This window comes from Gordonia mangrovi (assembly GCF_024734075.1).
In the GTDB taxonomy this organism is placed as follows: domain Bacteria; phylum Actinomycetota; class Actinomycetes; order Mycobacteriales; family Mycobacteriaceae; genus Gordonia; species Gordonia mangrovi.
Genome location: NZ_CP102850.1, coordinates 490,977 through 506,454 on the forward strand (window position 1 = coordinate 490,977; position 15,478 = coordinate 506,454).

The window sequence follows — 15,478 nt, forward strand, 5'->3', positions numbered from 1 at the left end:
GTTGCAGGCAGAATGCCGCAGCGACGCGGGCTGACGGCGCGGCGGTTCAGTAGACCGGCAGCGTCTTGTCCACCTGATTGGCCCAGGCGGTGACGCCGCCCTGCAGGTGCGTTGCATCGGCGAAGCCCGCACGTTTGAGCGCGGCGAGCGCCTCCGCGGAGCGGACGCCGGTCTTGCAGTACAGCACCGTCGGCCGGTCCTGCGGGAGTTTCGCGAGGCCGGCGCCGGAGAGGATCTCGTCCTTGGGGATCAATGTGGCGCCGTCGATGTGGACGATGTCCCACTCCACCGGCTCCCGGACGTCGACCAGCGCGACGCGATCGCCGGCGTCGATCTTGTCCTTGAGCTCGGCGGCGGTCAGCGTCGAGCCGTCCGCAGCGTCGGCGGCCTCGTTCGACACGACCCCGCAGAAGTCGTCGTAGTCGATGAGTTCGGTGACGCGCTCACCTTCCGGGTCCTTGCGGATCTTGATGGTGCGGTAGCTCATGTCGAGCGCGTCGTAGACCATCAGCCGACCGAGCAGCGGCTCGCCGATGCCACAGATCAACTTGATGGCCTCGGTGCCCATGATCGAGCCGATCGAGGCGCACAGGATGCCGAGTACGCCGCCCTCGGCGCACGAGGGCACCATCCCGGGCGGCGGCGCCTGCGGATACAGATCGCGATAGTTGAGGCCACGTCCGTCGGGTGCGTCCTCCCAGAACACCGATGCCTGCCCCTCGAAGCGGAAAATCGATCCCCACACATACGGCTTGTGCGCGAGCACCGCGGCGTCGTTGACGAGGTAGCGGGTGGCGAAGTTGTCCGTGCCGTCGAGAATCAGGTCGTACTGCGAGAACAGTTCGATGGCACCCTCGGGTTCCAGACGTTCGTCGTGCAGGTTGACAGTGACGAACGGGTTGATCTCGAGGATCGAGTCGCGGGCACTCTCCGCCTTGGGCCGGCCGATGTCGGACTGCCCGTGGATGACCTGACGCTGCAGGTTGGACTCGTCGACCACGTCGAACTCGACGATGCCGATCGTGCCGACACCCGCGGCGGCCAGATACAGCAGTGTGGGCGATCCCAGACCACCCGCACCGATCACCAGCACCTTGGCGTTCTTCAGCCGCTTCTGACCGTCCATCCCCACATCCGGGATGATCAGGTGGCGGCTGTAGCGGGCCACCTCCTCATTGGACAGTTCCGCTGCGGGTTCGACCAGCGGGGGCAAGGACGACACGGGCGCCTCCAGTACATCGTATTTCGGGTGCGATCTGCTGATGTCAACAGCCGCGGCGGCACGCTCATTCCTCAGCCGCGACCGTGCCGACTCACAGGTTGGGGAACGGCCAGGGATTCGGCTTGCAGACCAAGCCGCGATCTGCCTGCATGTCGGGGTCGAGCGCCATGATCTCGCTGTTGGCCACACCGAAGGACTGCTGCATCATCACCGGGGCCAGCGCACCGTCCTCCTTACACGGCTCGTGCGCCTCATAGCCGATGCCGTGCCCGGTCTCGTGGTTGATCAGGTACTGCCGATACAACAGATCATCACCCTGATAAGAGATGGCCCCGCGCACCCATCGTGCCTCGTTGAGGGTCACCCGCTCCTCCGGCGGGTAGAAGCACGAGGTCTCGAGCTGGATCTGATAGCCACACAACTCCCGGGTGGTGGCCGGCGACGCCAAGGTGATGCGCAAATCGGGTTCACCCGAGTCGATCCGCCGGAAACTGACCTTCCCGTCCCCGGTCCAACTCCGCGGGTTGGCCAGCGTCGCGTCGACCATCTTCGCGAACGACCGGTCGCCGCCGAAGTCCTGCGCGTTGAGCCCGTTCTCGACCTCGACGGTGTACGTGTACACCTCCCCACCCGTGCCCACCTGCCGCCCGGCTCCGGGCACCACGTGATAGACCTCACGGCCCCGTTCGGTGTAGGCCCCCCCGTCGGGCAAGGTCCCGGCAGGCAACGATTCGGGTTCGATGGTTCCCGTGGGCGCCCCGATCGGTCCGGTCTCCTTGCTCACATCGGTGTTGCGTGCGGCCGCGTCGGGATTGACGTCCGCAGCGGGCACGAAGGCGGTGTCATCGCCCGACCGCACGGTGACCACGACGAGGACGACGGTCAACACGACCAGCACCGGGATGGCGTAGGCGCGCCACCCGTAGGTGGCGACGAACCGGCCCAGCGCGCTCTGCTTCTTGCGCTCGGGCTGAGCGTCGCGATCGACGCGTATCCGACCGTTGTCGTCGGTGGGATCCCAGCGGGCGCGCAGGGGCTGGTCCGGTTTCGGTCGAGTCCGCATCGGCTCCGCCGGAACCCCCGTACCCGCCCCCATGTTCGTTGTGCGCATGCGCCCGTCCCCGATCCCCCCGCCGCTCGCGCCGGGCACACCGGCCCCGGGGTTCGGTGAGTGCGGCCCGCCTCCTGGGTGACTCACAGCTCAACCTTCTCACAGGTAAACGTGTAGACGTGGAACGGAGTGTCGCGGTCACCCGTACGGCTCGGTGACGCCGGCTGCGTCCCGAGTACGCTCTACCCATGTCGACCACCACAAACCCGTCGAACGGCGCCGCGCGCAACACGCGTCTGCCGCGTAGCGCCCGGCGCATGCAGCTGCTCGACGCAGCCAGCGAGATCTTTGTGGAGCGCGGCTACCACTCCGCCGGCATGGACGAGATCGCCGTGCATGCCGGCGTCAGCAAGCCGGTGCTGTACCAGCACTTCCCGTCGAAACTCGACCTGTACATCGCCGTCGTCGACTCCCATGCCGAGAAACTGGTCAGCGATGTCAACCGCGCCCTGTTGACCACCACCGACAACAAGCAGCGGGTACGGGCCGCGGTGGAGGCGTTCTTCGACTTCATCGACCAGGACAACTCCGGCTACCGACTGATCTTCTCCTCGGACGCGAAGGACCCGGCGGTGATCCGCCGGGTGGAGGGCGCCACCGAGGCGTGCGTGGATGCCGTGTACGGACTCGTCATGCACGACTCCGGGCTCGATCCTTACCGATCGCGGATGCTCGCGGCGGGGCTGGTGGGCGCCAGTCAGGTCAACGCCCGCTACTGGCTCGAGGCCAAACGCCCCGTCGACAAGCGGGCCGCGGTGGATACGACCGTCGCCCTGCTGTGGGGCGGCCTGTCCCATGTGCCGCTGCAGGGCACGTCCGCCGGTGAGGACGACTCCGACGAGCGCCCCTGAAAAGCGCCCCAGGAATGAATCCCGGAGCGGGGACGCATCGACATGGGTGTCAACGGCCGTTCTCCCTCGGGTGCATTTCGGGGGCGCTTCAGACCCGAGCGGTCAGGAGGCCACGAAGCCGACCCGCCGGTTCTCGGTGCTGCCCACCTCGACGTAGGCGATCTTCGTGACCGGCACGAGGTAGCGCGCGCCCTTGTCGTCGGTCAGCGCGAGCAGTTGTCCGCTCCCCGACAGCGCCGCCTCGACCTCCGAGTACGCCTTGTCGCTGGTGAGCGTGGTCTGGATGGACAGCTCACGAGGACTGTCGGTGATACCGATCTTCACTTCAACGGCCATGGCCACCCTTCCGAAGGTCACACGCCGCGCCGCGTCCAACCGCGCGCACGGCACTTCTTGTCTGCTGATCCAGGCTAGATCAGGCCGATTCGCCGATGACATCGGCTCCGCTCACAGCGGAACCTCCCGACTGTCCAGCGCGATCGGTCTCACTCGCCGAGGCCGAGCTCACGCATCCGGGTCGCGTGATCGGAGGTGATCGCATCGAAGAAGCCGGCGATCCCGTGCAACGACGCCGAACCGGCGAACAGGAGGTCGGTGACCTCCTCCTCGGCGGCCAGCACCCACTGGGCGTGCGTGACCGCCTCACCGAGCAGTCGCCGCCCCCACAGGGTCAGCGGAGATCTCAGCGCCGGGTCCGCGGCGACCGCCGCCGCCACCTGCTCGCGGGCGAACCGGGAGTTCGCGGTCTCGGCCATCACCTCGCGGATCACACCCTGCGCGTGGTCGGGCAGCACCCCGGAGACCTCGGTGTAGAAGTCGGCCGCGAGTCCGTCGCCGACATAGGCCTTCACCAGCGCCTCGTACCAGGTCTTCGGGGTGGTGACGCGGTGATAGTCGTCGAAGATCGACCGGTAGCGCTCGACGGCCGCGGTCGGCTCGATGCCGTGCGCGGTGACCTGTGCCGCCAAGGTGTCGTAGTGATTGATCTCCGAGGCCGCCATGCGCGCGATCGCCACCTTGCTCGCCACATCGGGCGCCATCCGGGACTCGTCGATGAGGCGGTAGAACGCTGCGTACTCACCCGCCAGCAGGACCGCGAACAACTTGCCGATGCCGGCCGCGTCGTCGCTGGTCGTGGCGGCTTCAGCAGGGTCGGGGGACACTCCGGACGGGTGCGGCGCAGTCGACATGGTGGTGATGGTATGCGGGCTCTCGGCGTTCACCAAGTACACTCGACAACGGTGCACTGACGCGTTCATGACGATTCGGTGGCGAACCGACCTGCCGCGACATCACGACGGCCGGGCGGAACGGTCCGGGTCATCGCGCGGTCACCAGACAATGTGCGCGCACTGGTCGCCGGGCGAGGCTGCCCGAGCGGAGCCACCACACACAGTCACCGAACGCGGTTTGCGTGGTCCATCCGGACCCACCGACGCGGCCCGACCAGGGTCCTTCCGGCGCAGACCGCTCGACCCCACTGTGGTGCCTTTCGTGCGTGCGGGAAATGCAGAAAGGCATACAACCTCACATGAGCAATACCACCGGGACCGAATCCCGAGACGACGTCCAGACGACGATCGTCGACGAAACCCACACCTCCCCGACCTTCGCCGAACTCGGCGTACACGACAGCATCGTCGAGGCACTCGGCGACGACGGCAAGACCCATACGTTCGCGATCCAGGAACTCACCCTGCCGCTGGCACTGTCCGGCGACGACCTGATCGGCCAGGCCCGCACGGGCATGGGCAAGACCTTCGGGTTCGGTGTGCCGATGCTGCACCGACTCGCCACGGCAGAGGCGTCCGGTCTGCGGCCGCTGGACAACACTCCGCGTGCCCTGGTCATCGTGCCGACCCGCGAATTGTGTCTGCAGGTGACCGGCGATCTCGAGATCGCCGCCAAGAAGCTCGACGTCACCCTCGCCGACGGCACGACCCGACCCTTGAAGATCACCTCGATCTACGGCGGCCGGCCCTACGACTCACAGATCGCCGACCTCAAGTCCGGTGTCGACCTGGTCGTCGGCACCCCCGGGCGACTGCTGGACCTCGCACAACAGGGTCACCTCATCCTCGGCAAGGTGGCCGTCCTCGTACTCGACGAAGCCGACGAGATGCTCGACCTCGGGTTCCTGCCCGACATCGAACGGATCATGGCGGCCCTACCCACACCGCGGCAGACAATGCTCTTCTCGGCCACGATGCCGGGTCCGATCGTCACCCTGGCCCGCACGTTCCTGCATCGTCCGACGCACATCCGCGCCGAGCACGCCAACGACTCGGCCGTGCACGAACGGACCACCCAGTACATCTACCGCGCCCATGCCCTGGACAAGGCGGAACTCGTCGCGCGCATCCTGCAGGCCGAGGGCCGCGGCGCCACGATGATCTTCACCCGGACCAAGCGGACGGCCCAGAAGGTCGCCGACGACCTGGGCGAGCGCGGTTTCTCGGTCGGCGCGGTGCACGGCGACCTCGGCCAGGTGGCGCGGGAGAAGGCACTGAAGCGCTTCCGCAACGGCGACATCGACGTGCTGGTCGCCACCGATGTCGCCGCCCGCGGCATCGACGTGGAGGACGTCACGCACGTCATCAACTACCAGTGCCCGGAGGACGACAAGACCTACGTGCATCGCATCGGCCGCACCGGGCGCGCCGGCCGTACCGGCATCGCGATCACCCTGGTCGACTGGGACGAACTGCACCGCTGGGAGCTGATCAACTCCGCATTGGGTATCGACGTGCCCGAACCGGTGGAGACCTATTCGACCTCGGAGCATCTGCGCGCCGAACTCTCGATCCCGGAATCGGCCACCGGGCGCATCGCCGCGCCGAAGCCATCCGGCGAACGTGAGGAACGGCGTAGCCGGTCGTCACGACCCAAGTCCGACCGGGTGCGTCGCCGTACCCGCGGCGGCCAGTCCGCCGACAGCACGGCGCAGACCTCGGACGCCGGCGGAAACGAGAACAAGAAGCCCGCGGCAAAGAACGCCACCACCGACAACGGCGGCGATACCGCCGGAGGCGACCGGCCGCGTCGGCGACGTCGCCGTCGCGGTGGCGCCAAGCGCGGCGCGGCGTCCGGCGAGCAGCAGACGGAGAAGACCACGACCGTGGCCGCAGCCGAGTGATCCGTTCCGGCGCCGGTCGACGGGCGCGCGGCGACCGGAGGGCACGTGGCCCGTATCCGACCTGAGCGTCGTACCCCCGTCGATCTGGCGGTGACCGCGGCGATCGTCGTGGTGGCCGTCGTCGCGGGAGTGCTCGTCTGGGCCAACAGCCCGGTCCGGCAGACCGAGAGTGTGCAGGCCGCGGCGCCGGTACCCGAAGTCGCCCCGTCGGACCAGGTGCCCGCCGCGTTCGCACCGACGTGGCGGGCGCGCTCATCGGCAACGCTGACCCCTGCCGTCGCGCAGTCGACCGTGGTGACCGCCGACGGCGGCACCGTGGTGGGCCGCGACCCGGGGACCGGTCGCGAGATCTGGCGCTACAGCCGAAACCTGGACCTGTGTGGGGCGATTGCGGCGTGGCCGGCGAGCAACAACAAGGTGCTCGCCGCATACCGCAACTCCCGTGGCTGCGGCGAGATCACCGCGCTCGACGCCTCCTCGGGACAGCGTGCGGGCAGTCGCAGCAGCGACGCCGATGATCGGATTCGACTGCTGTCGGACTCCGGATACGTGGTGTCCCAGGGGCCGACCCGGTTGGAGACCTGGGGATCGAATCTGGTGCGCGGCATCGAATACGGCCGTGTGGATGCGCCGGTGAACCCGGACGTGCAGCCGGGCCGGACCGACTGCCGGTTGCTGTCGTCGGCGGTCGGCGGCAGCCGCGTCGCGGTCATCGAGCGCTGTGCGAACGATCCGGGCTACCGCTTGACCGTGCTCGGCGCCGTCCTCGACGACGACGAGGACGTCCAGCAGTACGGTTCCTCGATCATCACCGACGGTTCGTCGGGGCCGCCGCCGGTTCTGATCGCCATGACCAGTTCCACCATCGCCGTCTACGACGGCGGGTCCGATCCCCCGCTGCCCTCCTCGGACACCCCGGCGCCCGACGGCAACCGGACACCGACGATCCGACAGTTCTCCACCGACGGCGCGCCCACCGCCACCAACACCGTCAACGGGGCCCAATCGCCACCCGGCGACGGGGTCGTGGTCACCGGCGGCGGCCTGACCAGCTTCTACACCGGTGCGGCGACCGTGGTGCTCGACGCATCCGATCTGCGGCCCATCTACCAGATCCCCGGCACGATCGGCACCGGAGAGGTGATGGCCGGTCAACTTCTCCTGCCCACTCCCGGCGGGGTCAGCGTGCGCGACGCGGCCACGGGGCGCGAGCTACGTGCGATGGCGTTGCCGCGGGACGGACGGCGCGACGAGCCGGTGAGCCTGCGGGTGTTGGGAGCCGACGTCGTCGAACAGTGGGGATCGATCGTGCAGGCCTACTCCCCCGGCTGAGTTGCCGGGCTCCACGGCAGAAGCACCTCAGCGAAGCGCCCGACACACAGCCGGCCCGACCTCAGGCGGTGTCGAACGTCTGAACGGGGGTGCCGGCCTCCCAGTGCTTCCAGAGGTTCTCGGCCAGCCCACGATAGGCGTTGGCTCCCTTGTTCTTCCGGCCCCGCATCACCGACGTCCCGGATGCCGACGCCTCGGCGAACCGCACTGTCCGCGGAATCGGCGGGTCCAGCACCGGGAGGTCATAGCGATCGGACACGTCGCCGAGCACGTCGCGGCTGTGGGTGGTGCGCGCGTCGTACAGGGTCGCCACGGCACCCAGCGTCGTCAACCCAGGGTTGGTGATCTGCTGCACCTCGTTGACCGTGCGCAGCAGCTGCCCGACGCCGCGGTGGGCAAGCGTCTCGCACTGCAGCGGCACCACCACCTCGTCAGCTGCAGTGAGTCCGTTCAGGGTGAGCACGCCCAGCGATGGCGGGCAATCGATCAGGATGACGTCGTAGTCCTGAGCGACCTCGGCGAGCGCACGCTTGAGTGCGTATTCGCGTCCCGGCCGCATCAGCAGCAACGCCTCCGCGCCCGCGAGATCGATGGTCGCCGGCAACAACGTCACATTGTCGTCGGTGTCGAGCAGCACGTTGGCGATCTCCTCCTCGCCCAGCAACACGTCGTGCACCGACGACTCCAGCTGGTCGGGGTCATGTCCGAGCGAAAAGGTAAGACAGCCTTGCGGATCGAGATCCACGACGAGCACCGACACGTCGAGGTCGGCCAGTGCCGCACCCAACGACGCGACGGTGGTGGTCTTGGCTACCCCACCCTTTTGATTCGCGATGGCCAGCATCCGGGTCATGGCCTCAACTGTACGGGCGATCACCCGTCGCGTCCGTGGTTACCCGCGTTACCGACCGACACGAACCGAGCCGAGCGTCACCCCGGGTTTCCGATGGCCCGACCTCCCGGGAGCGTCAGCGTCGCCGCCGCGGCTTGGCCTCCGGTGCGCTGGTGTCGTCGGCGCTGTATTCGCCCACCAGCCACCGCGTGGACGCCGGACTGAAGATCAGGACCAGGACGGCCAGCGCCGCAATCGCCAGCGGAACGCCGAACCACGGCTGGTTGCTGTCGGTCAGCAGCGCATAGGCCACCGGCAACAGCAGGATCTGGGCGACGACGGCGATCGCGCGGCCCCATCGGCGCCCGGTCAGCAACGCGATCCCGCCGATCAGCACCCCGCCGCCGATGATGCCGAACCAGGCGGCCGTGCCATAGCCACTGATGAACGCTTCCTGATGACCAGCCGCCTCGCGGATGGCGAGAACCACCGCGACGATCACGGCGACGGCTCCCTCCAGCGCGGTGACCGCACCGGCCGCGCGCACGGTGGTCGGCGGTCGTTGCGTCACAACCGGGTCGGGCCCGCTCCGGCGGTCCCCGCCTGCCGCACGACCGGCGCCCTGCTTCTTGCTCACCACTCCAGACTATGGGTGGCGCGCGGCCGGGGAGATGGGCGGGTGCACGTCACACGCCCGGACCCCATATCGTGGGGTCTCGTGCGCATGATGCTCATCGTCAATCCGTTCGCCACCGCGACCACCCCGGCCGGCCGCGACGCCCTGGCGCACACGCTCAGTTCACGGTTCGCCCTCGACGTCGAACACACCACCCATCGGGGCCATGCCCAGGAGTTGGCCGCCCGCGCAGTCGCCGAGGGTATCGACGTGGTGCTCGTCCACGGCGGTGACGGCTCGGTCAACGAGGCGGTCAACGGCATCCTCGGCCCACCCGACACCACCCCCGACCCCACGCACCGGCTTCCGGCGCTCGGCGTGATCCCGGGCGGCAGTGCCAACGTGTTCGCGCGGACCCTCGGCATCGAAGCCGACCCGCTCGCGGCAACCGCACAGCTCAGCGGCCTGATCGAATCGGGCCGGTGTCGGCGCATCGGCCTGGGCCACACCCGAGATCGGTGGTTCTTGTTCAACACCGGTATGGGGATGGACGCCGTCGTCGTCCATGCGATGGAGGACAAGCGGCACGCGGGCAAGCCGGCCACTCCGACGCGGTATCTGTGGACGACCGTCGCCGCGTTCCTGCGCAATGCCATGGACCGGTCATCGTTCACGGTGGACCTGCCCGGCCACGATCCGATCAGCGGGGTCCGGTTCGCGTTCGTGTCGAACACGAGCCCGTGGACCTATCTGGGTGACTTCGAGATCCGCACCAACCCGACCACCGGGTTCGACACCCAACTCGGAGTGTTCGCCGCGACGTCGACGGGAGTGGCGCGCAACATCCCGCTGGCCGCGCGGCTGCTCACCCATCGCACCCCGAAGGCGCGCCATCTCCACCGCGACGACGACGTCGCCTGGGTGCGTTTCCGTGCCGACGAACCCGTCGACGTCCAGATGGACGGCGACTACATCGGCGCCCATCATTCGGTGGATTTCGGGTATCGCGCCGACGCCCTGGCCGTGGTCGCACCCACGCCGCCGGCGAGCACCATACCCAGCACCGCATAGGGCACGGCCGCCAGCGCGAACAACACCGACGGGGACAGCCACCCCGATCCCAGCGCCCAGGAGCCGAAGGCCGCCACGGCCACCACTTCCTCGCCGACCCCGACCACCGACGATGTGGTGGCCCGCACATCGGCGGACACCCGCTGCTGCATCAGCGCCTCGGTCATCACGAACGCCCAACCGAAGATCGCGAAAGCACACGCCACCAACACGATTCCCGCCGGATGGGCAGACCCGGAACCGACCGCCAACGCCACCGCCCCGATGATCAGCCACGGCGCCGTCCGCCGCGCGGTCAGCACCTCGACCCGGGTACGGCGCGCCGCCCAGCCACCCGCGATATCCCCGACGGCCACCACGACCATCAGCACGGCCACCCCGCTGGCCGGCTCCCACCCCCACATACCCGCCGGCCATATCTCGTCGGCGAGCAGCGGGAGGTACTCATCGAGGGCAGACACCCAGGTCAGCGCGATGACCAGCAGGAACAGTCCGCACAGAGCCCGGTCGGCGCACACCGCGCGGATCGCGACGGCCGGTACCGCCCAGACGGCATCCGCCTCGGTTGCCGGTCCGCCGTGCGAGTGATCCCCCTCGCTTGCACCGCCACCGGGCGGTGCGTCCTCCGGCAGGGACCACGATGCGGCGGCGCAGACGAGACAGGCCACCACACTCGCCGCACCGGCCGCGTGATAGCCGGCCCACGCCGCCAGCGGGACCGCCGATGCGGTGCCCAGCAGCACGCCGGCGGCGCCGAAGGCCCTCAGCCGTCCGGAGACGGACGCATAGCGTGCGGCGTGTCCGCGGGCGGAGAGGGTGTCGTAGATCAGCGCCTGCATGGTGCCCGAGCGCAACGCCGATCCCGCCGACCAGAGCACGAATCCGGTGGCGAATGAGGCAAATGACGGCCACCAGGTCCACAGGGCGAATCCCGCCGCGGTCAACACCGGACCGATCACGAGCAGGCGGCGACGCGGAACGCGATCGGCGAGAATACCGGTCGGGATCTCGAACAGGAACGAGCAGGCCGACCAGAGGATGAACAGCACCGAGATCGCGGCGGGTGAGAGACCGGCGCCGGCGACGTCGGGATCGGCGAACATGACCGCATACAGCGGGTAGAGGGGTATGGCGTCCTCGGCGAACGCCGCGACCGACGCGGCCGTGGTCAGTCGCGCCGAGTCGTCAGTACGCGGTTTCCGGCAGTGCCGGCATGAGGAGGATCAACATCGTCGTCGTGGCATGACTCACAGACTACTGGCAGTGACTCGAAGACCACCAGGGATTATTCTCGACGACCAGCGCAAATCACACCACCAAAGTGCAAACCCGAGTAGACTAGTACATCGGTGCGCAACCGAGTGCAGCCACCCCCCTCGGGGAGGATCACCCAACAGTGATATTGCACACGTGTTAACGGAACCCCATTGACTTCGCCTGGATTCGTGAAAGTATTCACAAGCAACAGTGCGGAAACATTTGGTGGGTCCGCGTGAACTAGCGGTTACAGCCACAACAAACCAGACATTGGTAGTTGTCGAGTGGTGCGTCAAGCACCTGAAGGAGAAGGAATGGACTGGCGTCACAAAGCAATCTGTCGCGACGAAGACCCGGAGCTGTTCTTCCCGGTGGGAACCAGCGGCCCGGCCATCGCGCAGATCGCTGATGCGAAGCTCGTCTGCGCCCGGTGCCCCGTCACGGCCGAATGCCTCTCGTGGGCCCTGGAGTCCGGCCAGGACGCAGGCGTCTGGGGAGGAATGAGCGAAGACGAGCGGCGCGCGCTCAAGCGGCGCACCGCGCGTACGCGGACGCGGAGCAGCGTCTGACGGGCCACAGCCTGAGTCGCACAAGCGACATCGAAGAGACCCGGCCCCGGCCGGGTCTCTTCGTCTGTGGAGGTCCTCGATGTCGGCGGCCATCGCGCCGCCGCGATCATCGAAGCGGAATCGTCACACTGACCTCGGCGCCCCGGCCGACGGGATTGGCCCCCATACGGAGGGTTCCACCGAGTTCGATCGACACCATGGTCTGCACGATCTGCAGTCCGAGTCGATCCGAGGTGGTCATGTCGAAATGCTCGGGTAAGCCGAAACCGTTGTCGCGTATCGCGATACGCAGTATACGGACATCGCGTTGCGCTCGTATCTCGATCTCGTTGTCGGTGCCGGCATCGTCGAAGCCGTGCTCGATGGCGTTCTGGATCAGTTCGGTGAGCACCATCACCAACGGCATCGCCAGCTCCGCCGAGAGCACGCCGAGCCGATCATGGTGTCGCACCTGCACACTCGCATCTCGCGAGGCGACGTCGACCAGGATGGGCACCAGTCGGTCAACCACCTCGTCGAGATCGACCTCTTCGTCGACGCTGCCGGAGAGCAGTTCGTGCACGAGGGCGATCGACGCCACTCTGCGCACCGCCTCCGTCAGCGCGCCCCGCGCTTCGGGGTTGGTGGTGCGTCTTGCCTGCAGGCGCAACAGCGCCGACACCGACTGCAGATTGTTCTTGACCCGGTGATGGATCTCGCGAATCGTCGCATCTTTGCTGATCAGCGCGAGATCACGGCGTTTGACCTCGGTGACGTCGCGGATCAACACGACCGCGCCGGTGTCGACTGACCGCGGACGCAGCGGTACCGCGCGAATCAACACGGTCGCCCGCCGGGCATCGGCCTCCATCCGCATCCCGACATCGCGGTACGGCGCCACCGGCGGCGCGGTCACCCCGGCCGCGGCGTCGATCATCGTGGCCACGTCCTCGGATTCGAACCGGTCGGTCAACAGCGCCGAGGTCACGTCCGACAATCGCGTCTGGGTGAGTTCGGCGCTCCATCCCATCCGGTGGAACGCCGAGAGTGCGTTGGGGCTTGCATAGACCACCACCCCATGCTCGTCGATCCGGACGAAGCCGTCGCCCGCGCGCGGGGTGGACAGGCCACGAGGGTTGCCCTCCTGATGCGGAAACGTACCGTCGGCGACCATCTGACACAGGTCGTTCGCCGAGTCCTGATACGCCAACTCGAGCGGCGACGGCAACCGGGGATGGGTCAGGTCCACCGCCCGGGTGAGCACCGCGATCGCCCCGTCGGCGCCGGCAAAGCCCACCGGAACCGCCTCCCGGCGAATCGCGACCGAACCGAACCACTCCGGGTCCTCGTCGCGTAGCACCCGGTCGGCGGAGAAGGCACGGTCGAGTTGCGGATTCATCGAGCGGTCGGCCACCGAACCGACCTCGTCACTCGGGAAGACGGTCGACGCGGTGTTCGGCCGGCATTGCGCGACCGTCACCATGTCGCCGTTCTCGGTCCGCACCGACATCAGCAGATCCGCGAACGACAGGTCGGCGAGCAGCTGCCACTCCGCGACCAGACGCTGCAGGTGGGCGGCAGCAGCATCGGAGAGCTGGGTGTGCTCAGCGAGCAGATCGGACAGCGTCGACATGACGGTCGCTCTTCAGCCGCGCGGTACGTCGGTGACGGGGGTCGGGGTCTGCACCGGTCACTCGTAGACGGCGATGATGTCGCCGGCCTGGATGACGTCGCCGACGGCGACCTTGACGTCGGCCAGGATGCCCGGCTCCTCGGCGAGTACCGGGATCTCCATCTTCATCGACTCGAGCAGAACCAAGGTGTCGCCCACGTCGACCTGTTGCCCGGCACTCGCACGAACCTCCAGCACGCTGGCGACGATCTCCGCCACGACGTCTTCAGCCATGCCCATAACCTAGCCGACGAGCGCGAGGGGCCGAAGGCAGGCGATTGTGATCACGCAGGCCTCACATGGGAGAATAGGTCCCGCACACAGTACGAAGGAGGTCCGTCATGGGCAAGCGCGGACGCAAGAAGCGCGCTCGTAAGAAGAACGCTGCCAACCACGGCAAGCGTCCCAACTCCTGAGTTTCGACTCGGGTAGCGAGCTTGATCAGGGTTAGGCGACGGCTTCGCGTCGAGAGAACCCGGAAAAACGCCGAGAGCATCCACTGTTGGCACGGAGAGTGACTTCTCAGTGCGGGGTGGATGCTCTCGGCGTTTTTCCGGGTTCTCTCGACCGCCGTGGGCAGGTGACGGCGCGGATGGCACCGGGCCTGCGGCCTACTCCGGGCCCGCCTCCCGCACGATGACGGTGCGCCGGATCTCGACGCGCAAGCGCTCACGCAATCCCTCGGGGGCGTGGTCACCGCCGCATTTGCGATTGACCAGGGTCTTCATCTGCTGCTCGATGCCGTAGTGCGCAAAGCACGACGGGCAGTTGTCGAGGTGCTCCTGCAGACGCGACCGGGCGTCGGTGTCGCATTCGTCGTCGAGGAGCAGCCAGACGTCGGCGATCACCGCGGAGCAGTCGAGTTCGACGAACTCCGGGTCCATGTCTCCGCTCCCCTGCGTGCCACGGTGTGCGTCGCTCATCGGGCCACCCCGCTCTCCTTGTTGCGGGCCGCCCGGTTGAAGCCGCGTTCGCGGGCGACGTCGGCGAGCAGATCACGCAACTGGCGGCGGCCACGATGCAGACGGGACATGACGGTTCCGATCGGCGTGTCCATGATCTCGGCGATCTCCTTGTAGGGCAGCCCTTCGACGTCGGCGTAGTACACCGCCATGCGGAAGTCCTCGGGGAGTTCCTGCAGGGCGGCCTTGATGTCGTCGTCGGGCAGGGCCTCGAGTGCCTCGATCTCCGCCGAACGCAGTCCGGTCGACGAGTGCTCGGCGGTGGCCGCCAACTGCCAGTCGGTGATCTCGTCGGTGGGATACTGCGCGGGCTGTCGCTGCTTCTTGCGATATCCGTTGATGTAGGTGTTGGTCAGGATGCGATACAGCCACGCCTTGAGGTTGGTGCCCTCACGGAAGGAGGAGAAGGCCGAGAACGCCTTCACGTAGGTCTCCTGCACCAGGTCTTCGGCATCGGCCGGATTGCGGGTCATCCGCAGGGCGGCACCGTACATCTGATCGAGCAGCGGCAGCGCATCGCGCTCGAAACGATCAGTCAACGCCTCTGGTGACTCGGCGGGATCGGCTCGGCGCGGAGCCTGCGACCCGACCCCGGAATCAGGCGTCGGGTTCGCTTCGGACGCGGCGGCGGGCGACTGATCCCGCGACTCGGGTTCGGCCACTACGATCCCTTCGGTGACGGCATTCGAGGGGGCCCACGTCGGTGCCCGCAGCACCCATCGGGTGTCCGGGACGACGATCCCACTGTCGGACCAGTTTACCGATGCCGCGGCGGGCGCGGCGCCCGGCTGGGATGCTGACTCGTGAACCGCGTTGGTGGGTTCGACCAGACCGGTGCTACTCATGTTGGCTGTTCGACCTTCCGTGT

17 protein-coding genes are annotated in these 15,478 nt (G+C 67.8%); 6 read left to right on the forward strand and 11 right to left on the reverse strand.

Annotated features, from left to right (window positions below):
- Positions 1–46: 46 nt before the first annotated feature.
- Both moeZ and NWF22_RS02375 read right to left on the reverse strand, forming a co-directional pair.
- Positions 47–1,222, reverse strand: a complete 1,176-nt coding sequence (gene moeZ / locus NWF22_RS02370; protein ID WP_160900801.1) for an adenylyltransferase/sulfurtransferase MoeZ — start codon at positions 1,220–1,222, stop codon at positions 47–49.
- Between the two features lie 91 nt (positions 1,223–1,313).
- A complete protein-coding gene (locus NWF22_RS02375; protein WP_160900800.1) occupies positions 1,314–2,333 on the reverse strand; it encodes a DUF3152 domain-containing protein in 1,020 nt (339 codons plus the stop codon).
- A gap of 188 nt (positions 2,334–2,521) precedes the next feature.
- Between NWF22_RS02375 and fasR the strand changes: the two genes are divergently transcribed.
- Entirely contained in the window at positions 2,522–3,184 is a 663-nt protein-coding gene (fasR, locus tag NWF22_RS02380; protein WP_160900799.1) for an HTH-type transcriptional activator FasR, read from the forward strand.
- A gap of 102 nt (positions 3,185–3,286) precedes the next feature.
- On the opposite strand, the gene NWF22_RS02385 is transcribed toward fasR, so the two are convergent.
- Together NWF22_RS02385 and NWF22_RS02390 are read right to left on the reverse strand one after the other, a co-directional pair.
- A complete protein-coding gene (locus NWF22_RS02385; protein WP_160900798.1) occupies positions 3,287–3,520 on the reverse strand; it encodes a DUF3107 domain-containing protein in 234 nt (77 codons plus the stop codon).
- 149 nt (positions 3,521–3,669) lie between these two features.
- Positions 3,670–4,374 carry a ferritin-like fold-containing protein gene (locus NWF22_RS02390; RefSeq protein ID WP_160900797.1) on the reverse strand — a complete coding sequence of 235 codons (705 nt, stop codon included), beginning with the start codon at positions 4,372–4,374 and terminating at the stop codon, positions 3,670–3,672.
- 341 nt (positions 4,375–4,715) lie between these two features.
- Here NWF22_RS02390 and NWF22_RS02395 point away from each other — a divergent pair, with 341 nt between their 5' ends.
- Positions 4,716–6,320, forward strand: a complete 1,605-nt coding sequence (locus NWF22_RS02395; RefSeq protein WP_160900796.1) for a DEAD/DEAH box helicase — start codon at positions 4,716–4,718, stop codon at positions 6,318–6,320.
- 45 nt (positions 6,321–6,365) lie between these two features.
- Complete coding sequence (locus tag NWF22_RS02400) at positions 6,366–7,652, forward strand: Rv3212 family protein (protein WP_160900795.1); 1,287 nt, start codon at positions 6,366–6,368, stop codon at positions 7,650–7,652.
- 61 nt (positions 7,653–7,713) lie between these two features.
- Here the strand turns inward: NWF22_RS02400 and NWF22_RS02405 are convergent, their stop codons facing one another.
- Positions 7,714–8,505 carry a ParA family protein gene (locus NWF22_RS02405; protein ID WP_160900794.1) on the reverse strand — a complete coding sequence of 264 codons (792 nt, stop codon included), beginning with the start codon at positions 8,503–8,505 and terminating at the stop codon, positions 7,714–7,716.
- A gap of 115 nt (positions 8,506–8,620) precedes the next feature.
- Positions 8,621–9,121, reverse strand: a complete 501-nt coding sequence (locus NWF22_RS02410) for a hypothetical protein (protein WP_373691977.1) — start codon at positions 9,119–9,121, stop codon at positions 8,621–8,623.
- Positions 9,122–9,202: 81 nt separating this feature from the next.
- On the opposite strand from NWF22_RS02410, the gene NWF22_RS02415 reads away from it, so the two are divergent.
- Positions 9,203–10,171: a diacylglycerol/lipid kinase family protein gene (locus NWF22_RS02415; protein WP_160900793.1), complete on the forward strand. Its 969-nt coding sequence runs from the start codon at positions 9,203–9,205 to the stop codon at positions 10,169–10,171.
- On the opposite strand, the gene NWF22_RS02420 is transcribed toward NWF22_RS02415, so the two are convergent.
- Positions 10,084–11,274: an MFS transporter gene (locus tag NWF22_RS02420; protein ID WP_160900792.1), complete on the reverse strand. Its 1,191-nt coding sequence runs from the start codon at positions 11,272–11,274 to the stop codon at positions 10,084–10,086. The two genes, NWF22_RS02415 and NWF22_RS02420, sit on opposite strands and share 88 nt — an antisense overlap.
- A gap of 468 nt (positions 11,275–11,742) precedes the next feature.
- On the opposite strand from NWF22_RS02420, the gene NWF22_RS02425 reads away from it, so the two are divergent.
- Positions 11,743–11,997 carry a WhiB family transcriptional regulator gene (locus NWF22_RS02425; RefSeq protein WP_005170735.1) on the forward strand — a complete coding sequence of 85 codons (255 nt, stop codon included), beginning with the start codon at positions 11,743–11,745 and terminating at the stop codon, positions 11,995–11,997.
- A 106-nt stretch (positions 11,998–12,103) separates the two neighbouring features.
- Here the strand turns inward: NWF22_RS02425 and NWF22_RS02430 are convergent, their stop codons facing one another.
- Both NWF22_RS02430 and NWF22_RS02435 read right to left on the reverse strand, forming a co-directional pair.
- Positions 12,104–13,609: a sensor histidine kinase gene (locus NWF22_RS02430; protein ID WP_160900791.1), complete on the reverse strand. Its 1,506-nt coding sequence runs from the start codon at positions 13,607–13,609 to the stop codon at positions 12,104–12,106.
- A 57-nt stretch (positions 13,610–13,666) separates the two neighbouring features.
- Positions 13,667–13,882 carry a biotin/lipoyl-binding carrier protein gene (locus NWF22_RS02435; protein WP_160900790.1) on the reverse strand — a complete coding sequence of 72 codons (216 nt, stop codon included), beginning with the start codon at positions 13,880–13,882 and terminating at the stop codon, positions 13,667–13,669.
- Positions 13,883–13,989: 107 nt separating this feature from the next.
- On the opposite strand from NWF22_RS02435, the gene NWF22_RS24535 reads away from it, so the two are divergent.
- Complete coding sequence (locus NWF22_RS24535; RefSeq protein WP_370452957.1) at positions 13,990–14,064, forward strand: 50S ribosomal protein bL37; 75 nt, start codon at positions 13,990–13,992, stop codon at positions 14,062–14,064.
- Between the two features lie 195 nt (positions 14,065–14,259).
- On the opposite strand, the gene rsrA is transcribed toward NWF22_RS24535, so the two are convergent.
- Positions 14,260–14,571, reverse strand: coding sequence for a mycothiol system anti-sigma-R factor (rsrA, locus tag NWF22_RS02440; protein ID WP_160900789.1), 312 nt, complete (start codon positions 14,569–14,571; stop codon positions 14,260–14,262).
- On the reverse strand, positions 14,568–15,455 hold the full coding sequence (locus NWF22_RS02445) for a sigma-70 family RNA polymerase sigma factor (RefSeq protein WP_160900788.1): 888 nt from the start codon (positions 15,453–15,455) through the stop codon (positions 14,568–14,570). The genes rsrA and NWF22_RS02445 overlap by 4 nt, the downstream gene beginning before the upstream one ends.
- Between the last annotated feature and the right edge of the window lie 23 nt (positions 15,456–15,478).

Bases quoted from the DNA above. Each gene is read 5' to 3' on its own strand.
- NWF22_RS02375 (WP_160900800.1), bottom strand. From the start codon at position 2,333: ATGCGCACAACGAACATGGGGGCGGGTACGGGGGTTCCGGCGGAGCCG.
- fasR (WP_160900799.1), top strand. From the start codon at position 2,522: ATGTCGACCACCACAAACCCGTCGAACGGCGCCGCGCGCAACACGCGT.
- NWF22_RS02385 (WP_160900798.1), bottom strand. From the start codon at position 3,520: ATGGCCGTTGAAGTGAAGATCGGTATCACCGACAGTCCTCGTGAGCTG.
- NWF22_RS02390 (WP_160900797.1), bottom strand. From the start codon at position 4,374: ATGTCGACTGCGCCGCACCCGTCCGGAGTGTCCCCCGACCCTGCTGAA.
- NWF22_RS02395 (WP_160900796.1), top strand. From the start codon at position 4,716: ATGAGCAATACCACCGGGACCGAATCCCGAGACGACGTCCAGACGACG.
- NWF22_RS02405 (WP_160900794.1), bottom strand. From the start codon at position 8,505: ATGACCCGGATGCTGGCCATCGCGAATCAAAAGGGTGGGGTAGCCAAG.
- NWF22_RS02420 (WP_160900792.1), bottom strand. From the start codon at position 11,274: ATGTTCGCCGATCCCGACGTCGCCGGCGCCGGTCTCTCACCCGCCGCG.
- NWF22_RS02425 (WP_005170735.1), top strand. From the start codon at position 11,743: ATGGACTGGCGTCACAAAGCAATCTGTCGCGACGAAGACCCGGAGCTG.
- NWF22_RS02430 (WP_160900791.1), bottom strand. From the start codon at position 13,609: ATGTCGACGCTGTCCGATCTGCTCGCTGAGCACACCCAGCTCTCCGAT.
- NWF22_RS02435 (WP_160900790.1), bottom strand. From the start codon at position 13,882: ATGGCTGAAGACGTCGTGGCGGAGATCGTCGCCAGCGTGCTGGAGGTT.
- rsrA (WP_160900789.1), bottom strand. From the start codon at position 14,571: ATGAGCGACGCACACCGTGGCACGCAGGGGAGCGGAGACATGGACCCG.
- NWF22_RS02445 (WP_160900788.1), bottom strand. From the start codon at position 15,455: ATGAGTAGCACCGGTCTGGTCGAACCCACCAACGCGGTTCACGAGTCA.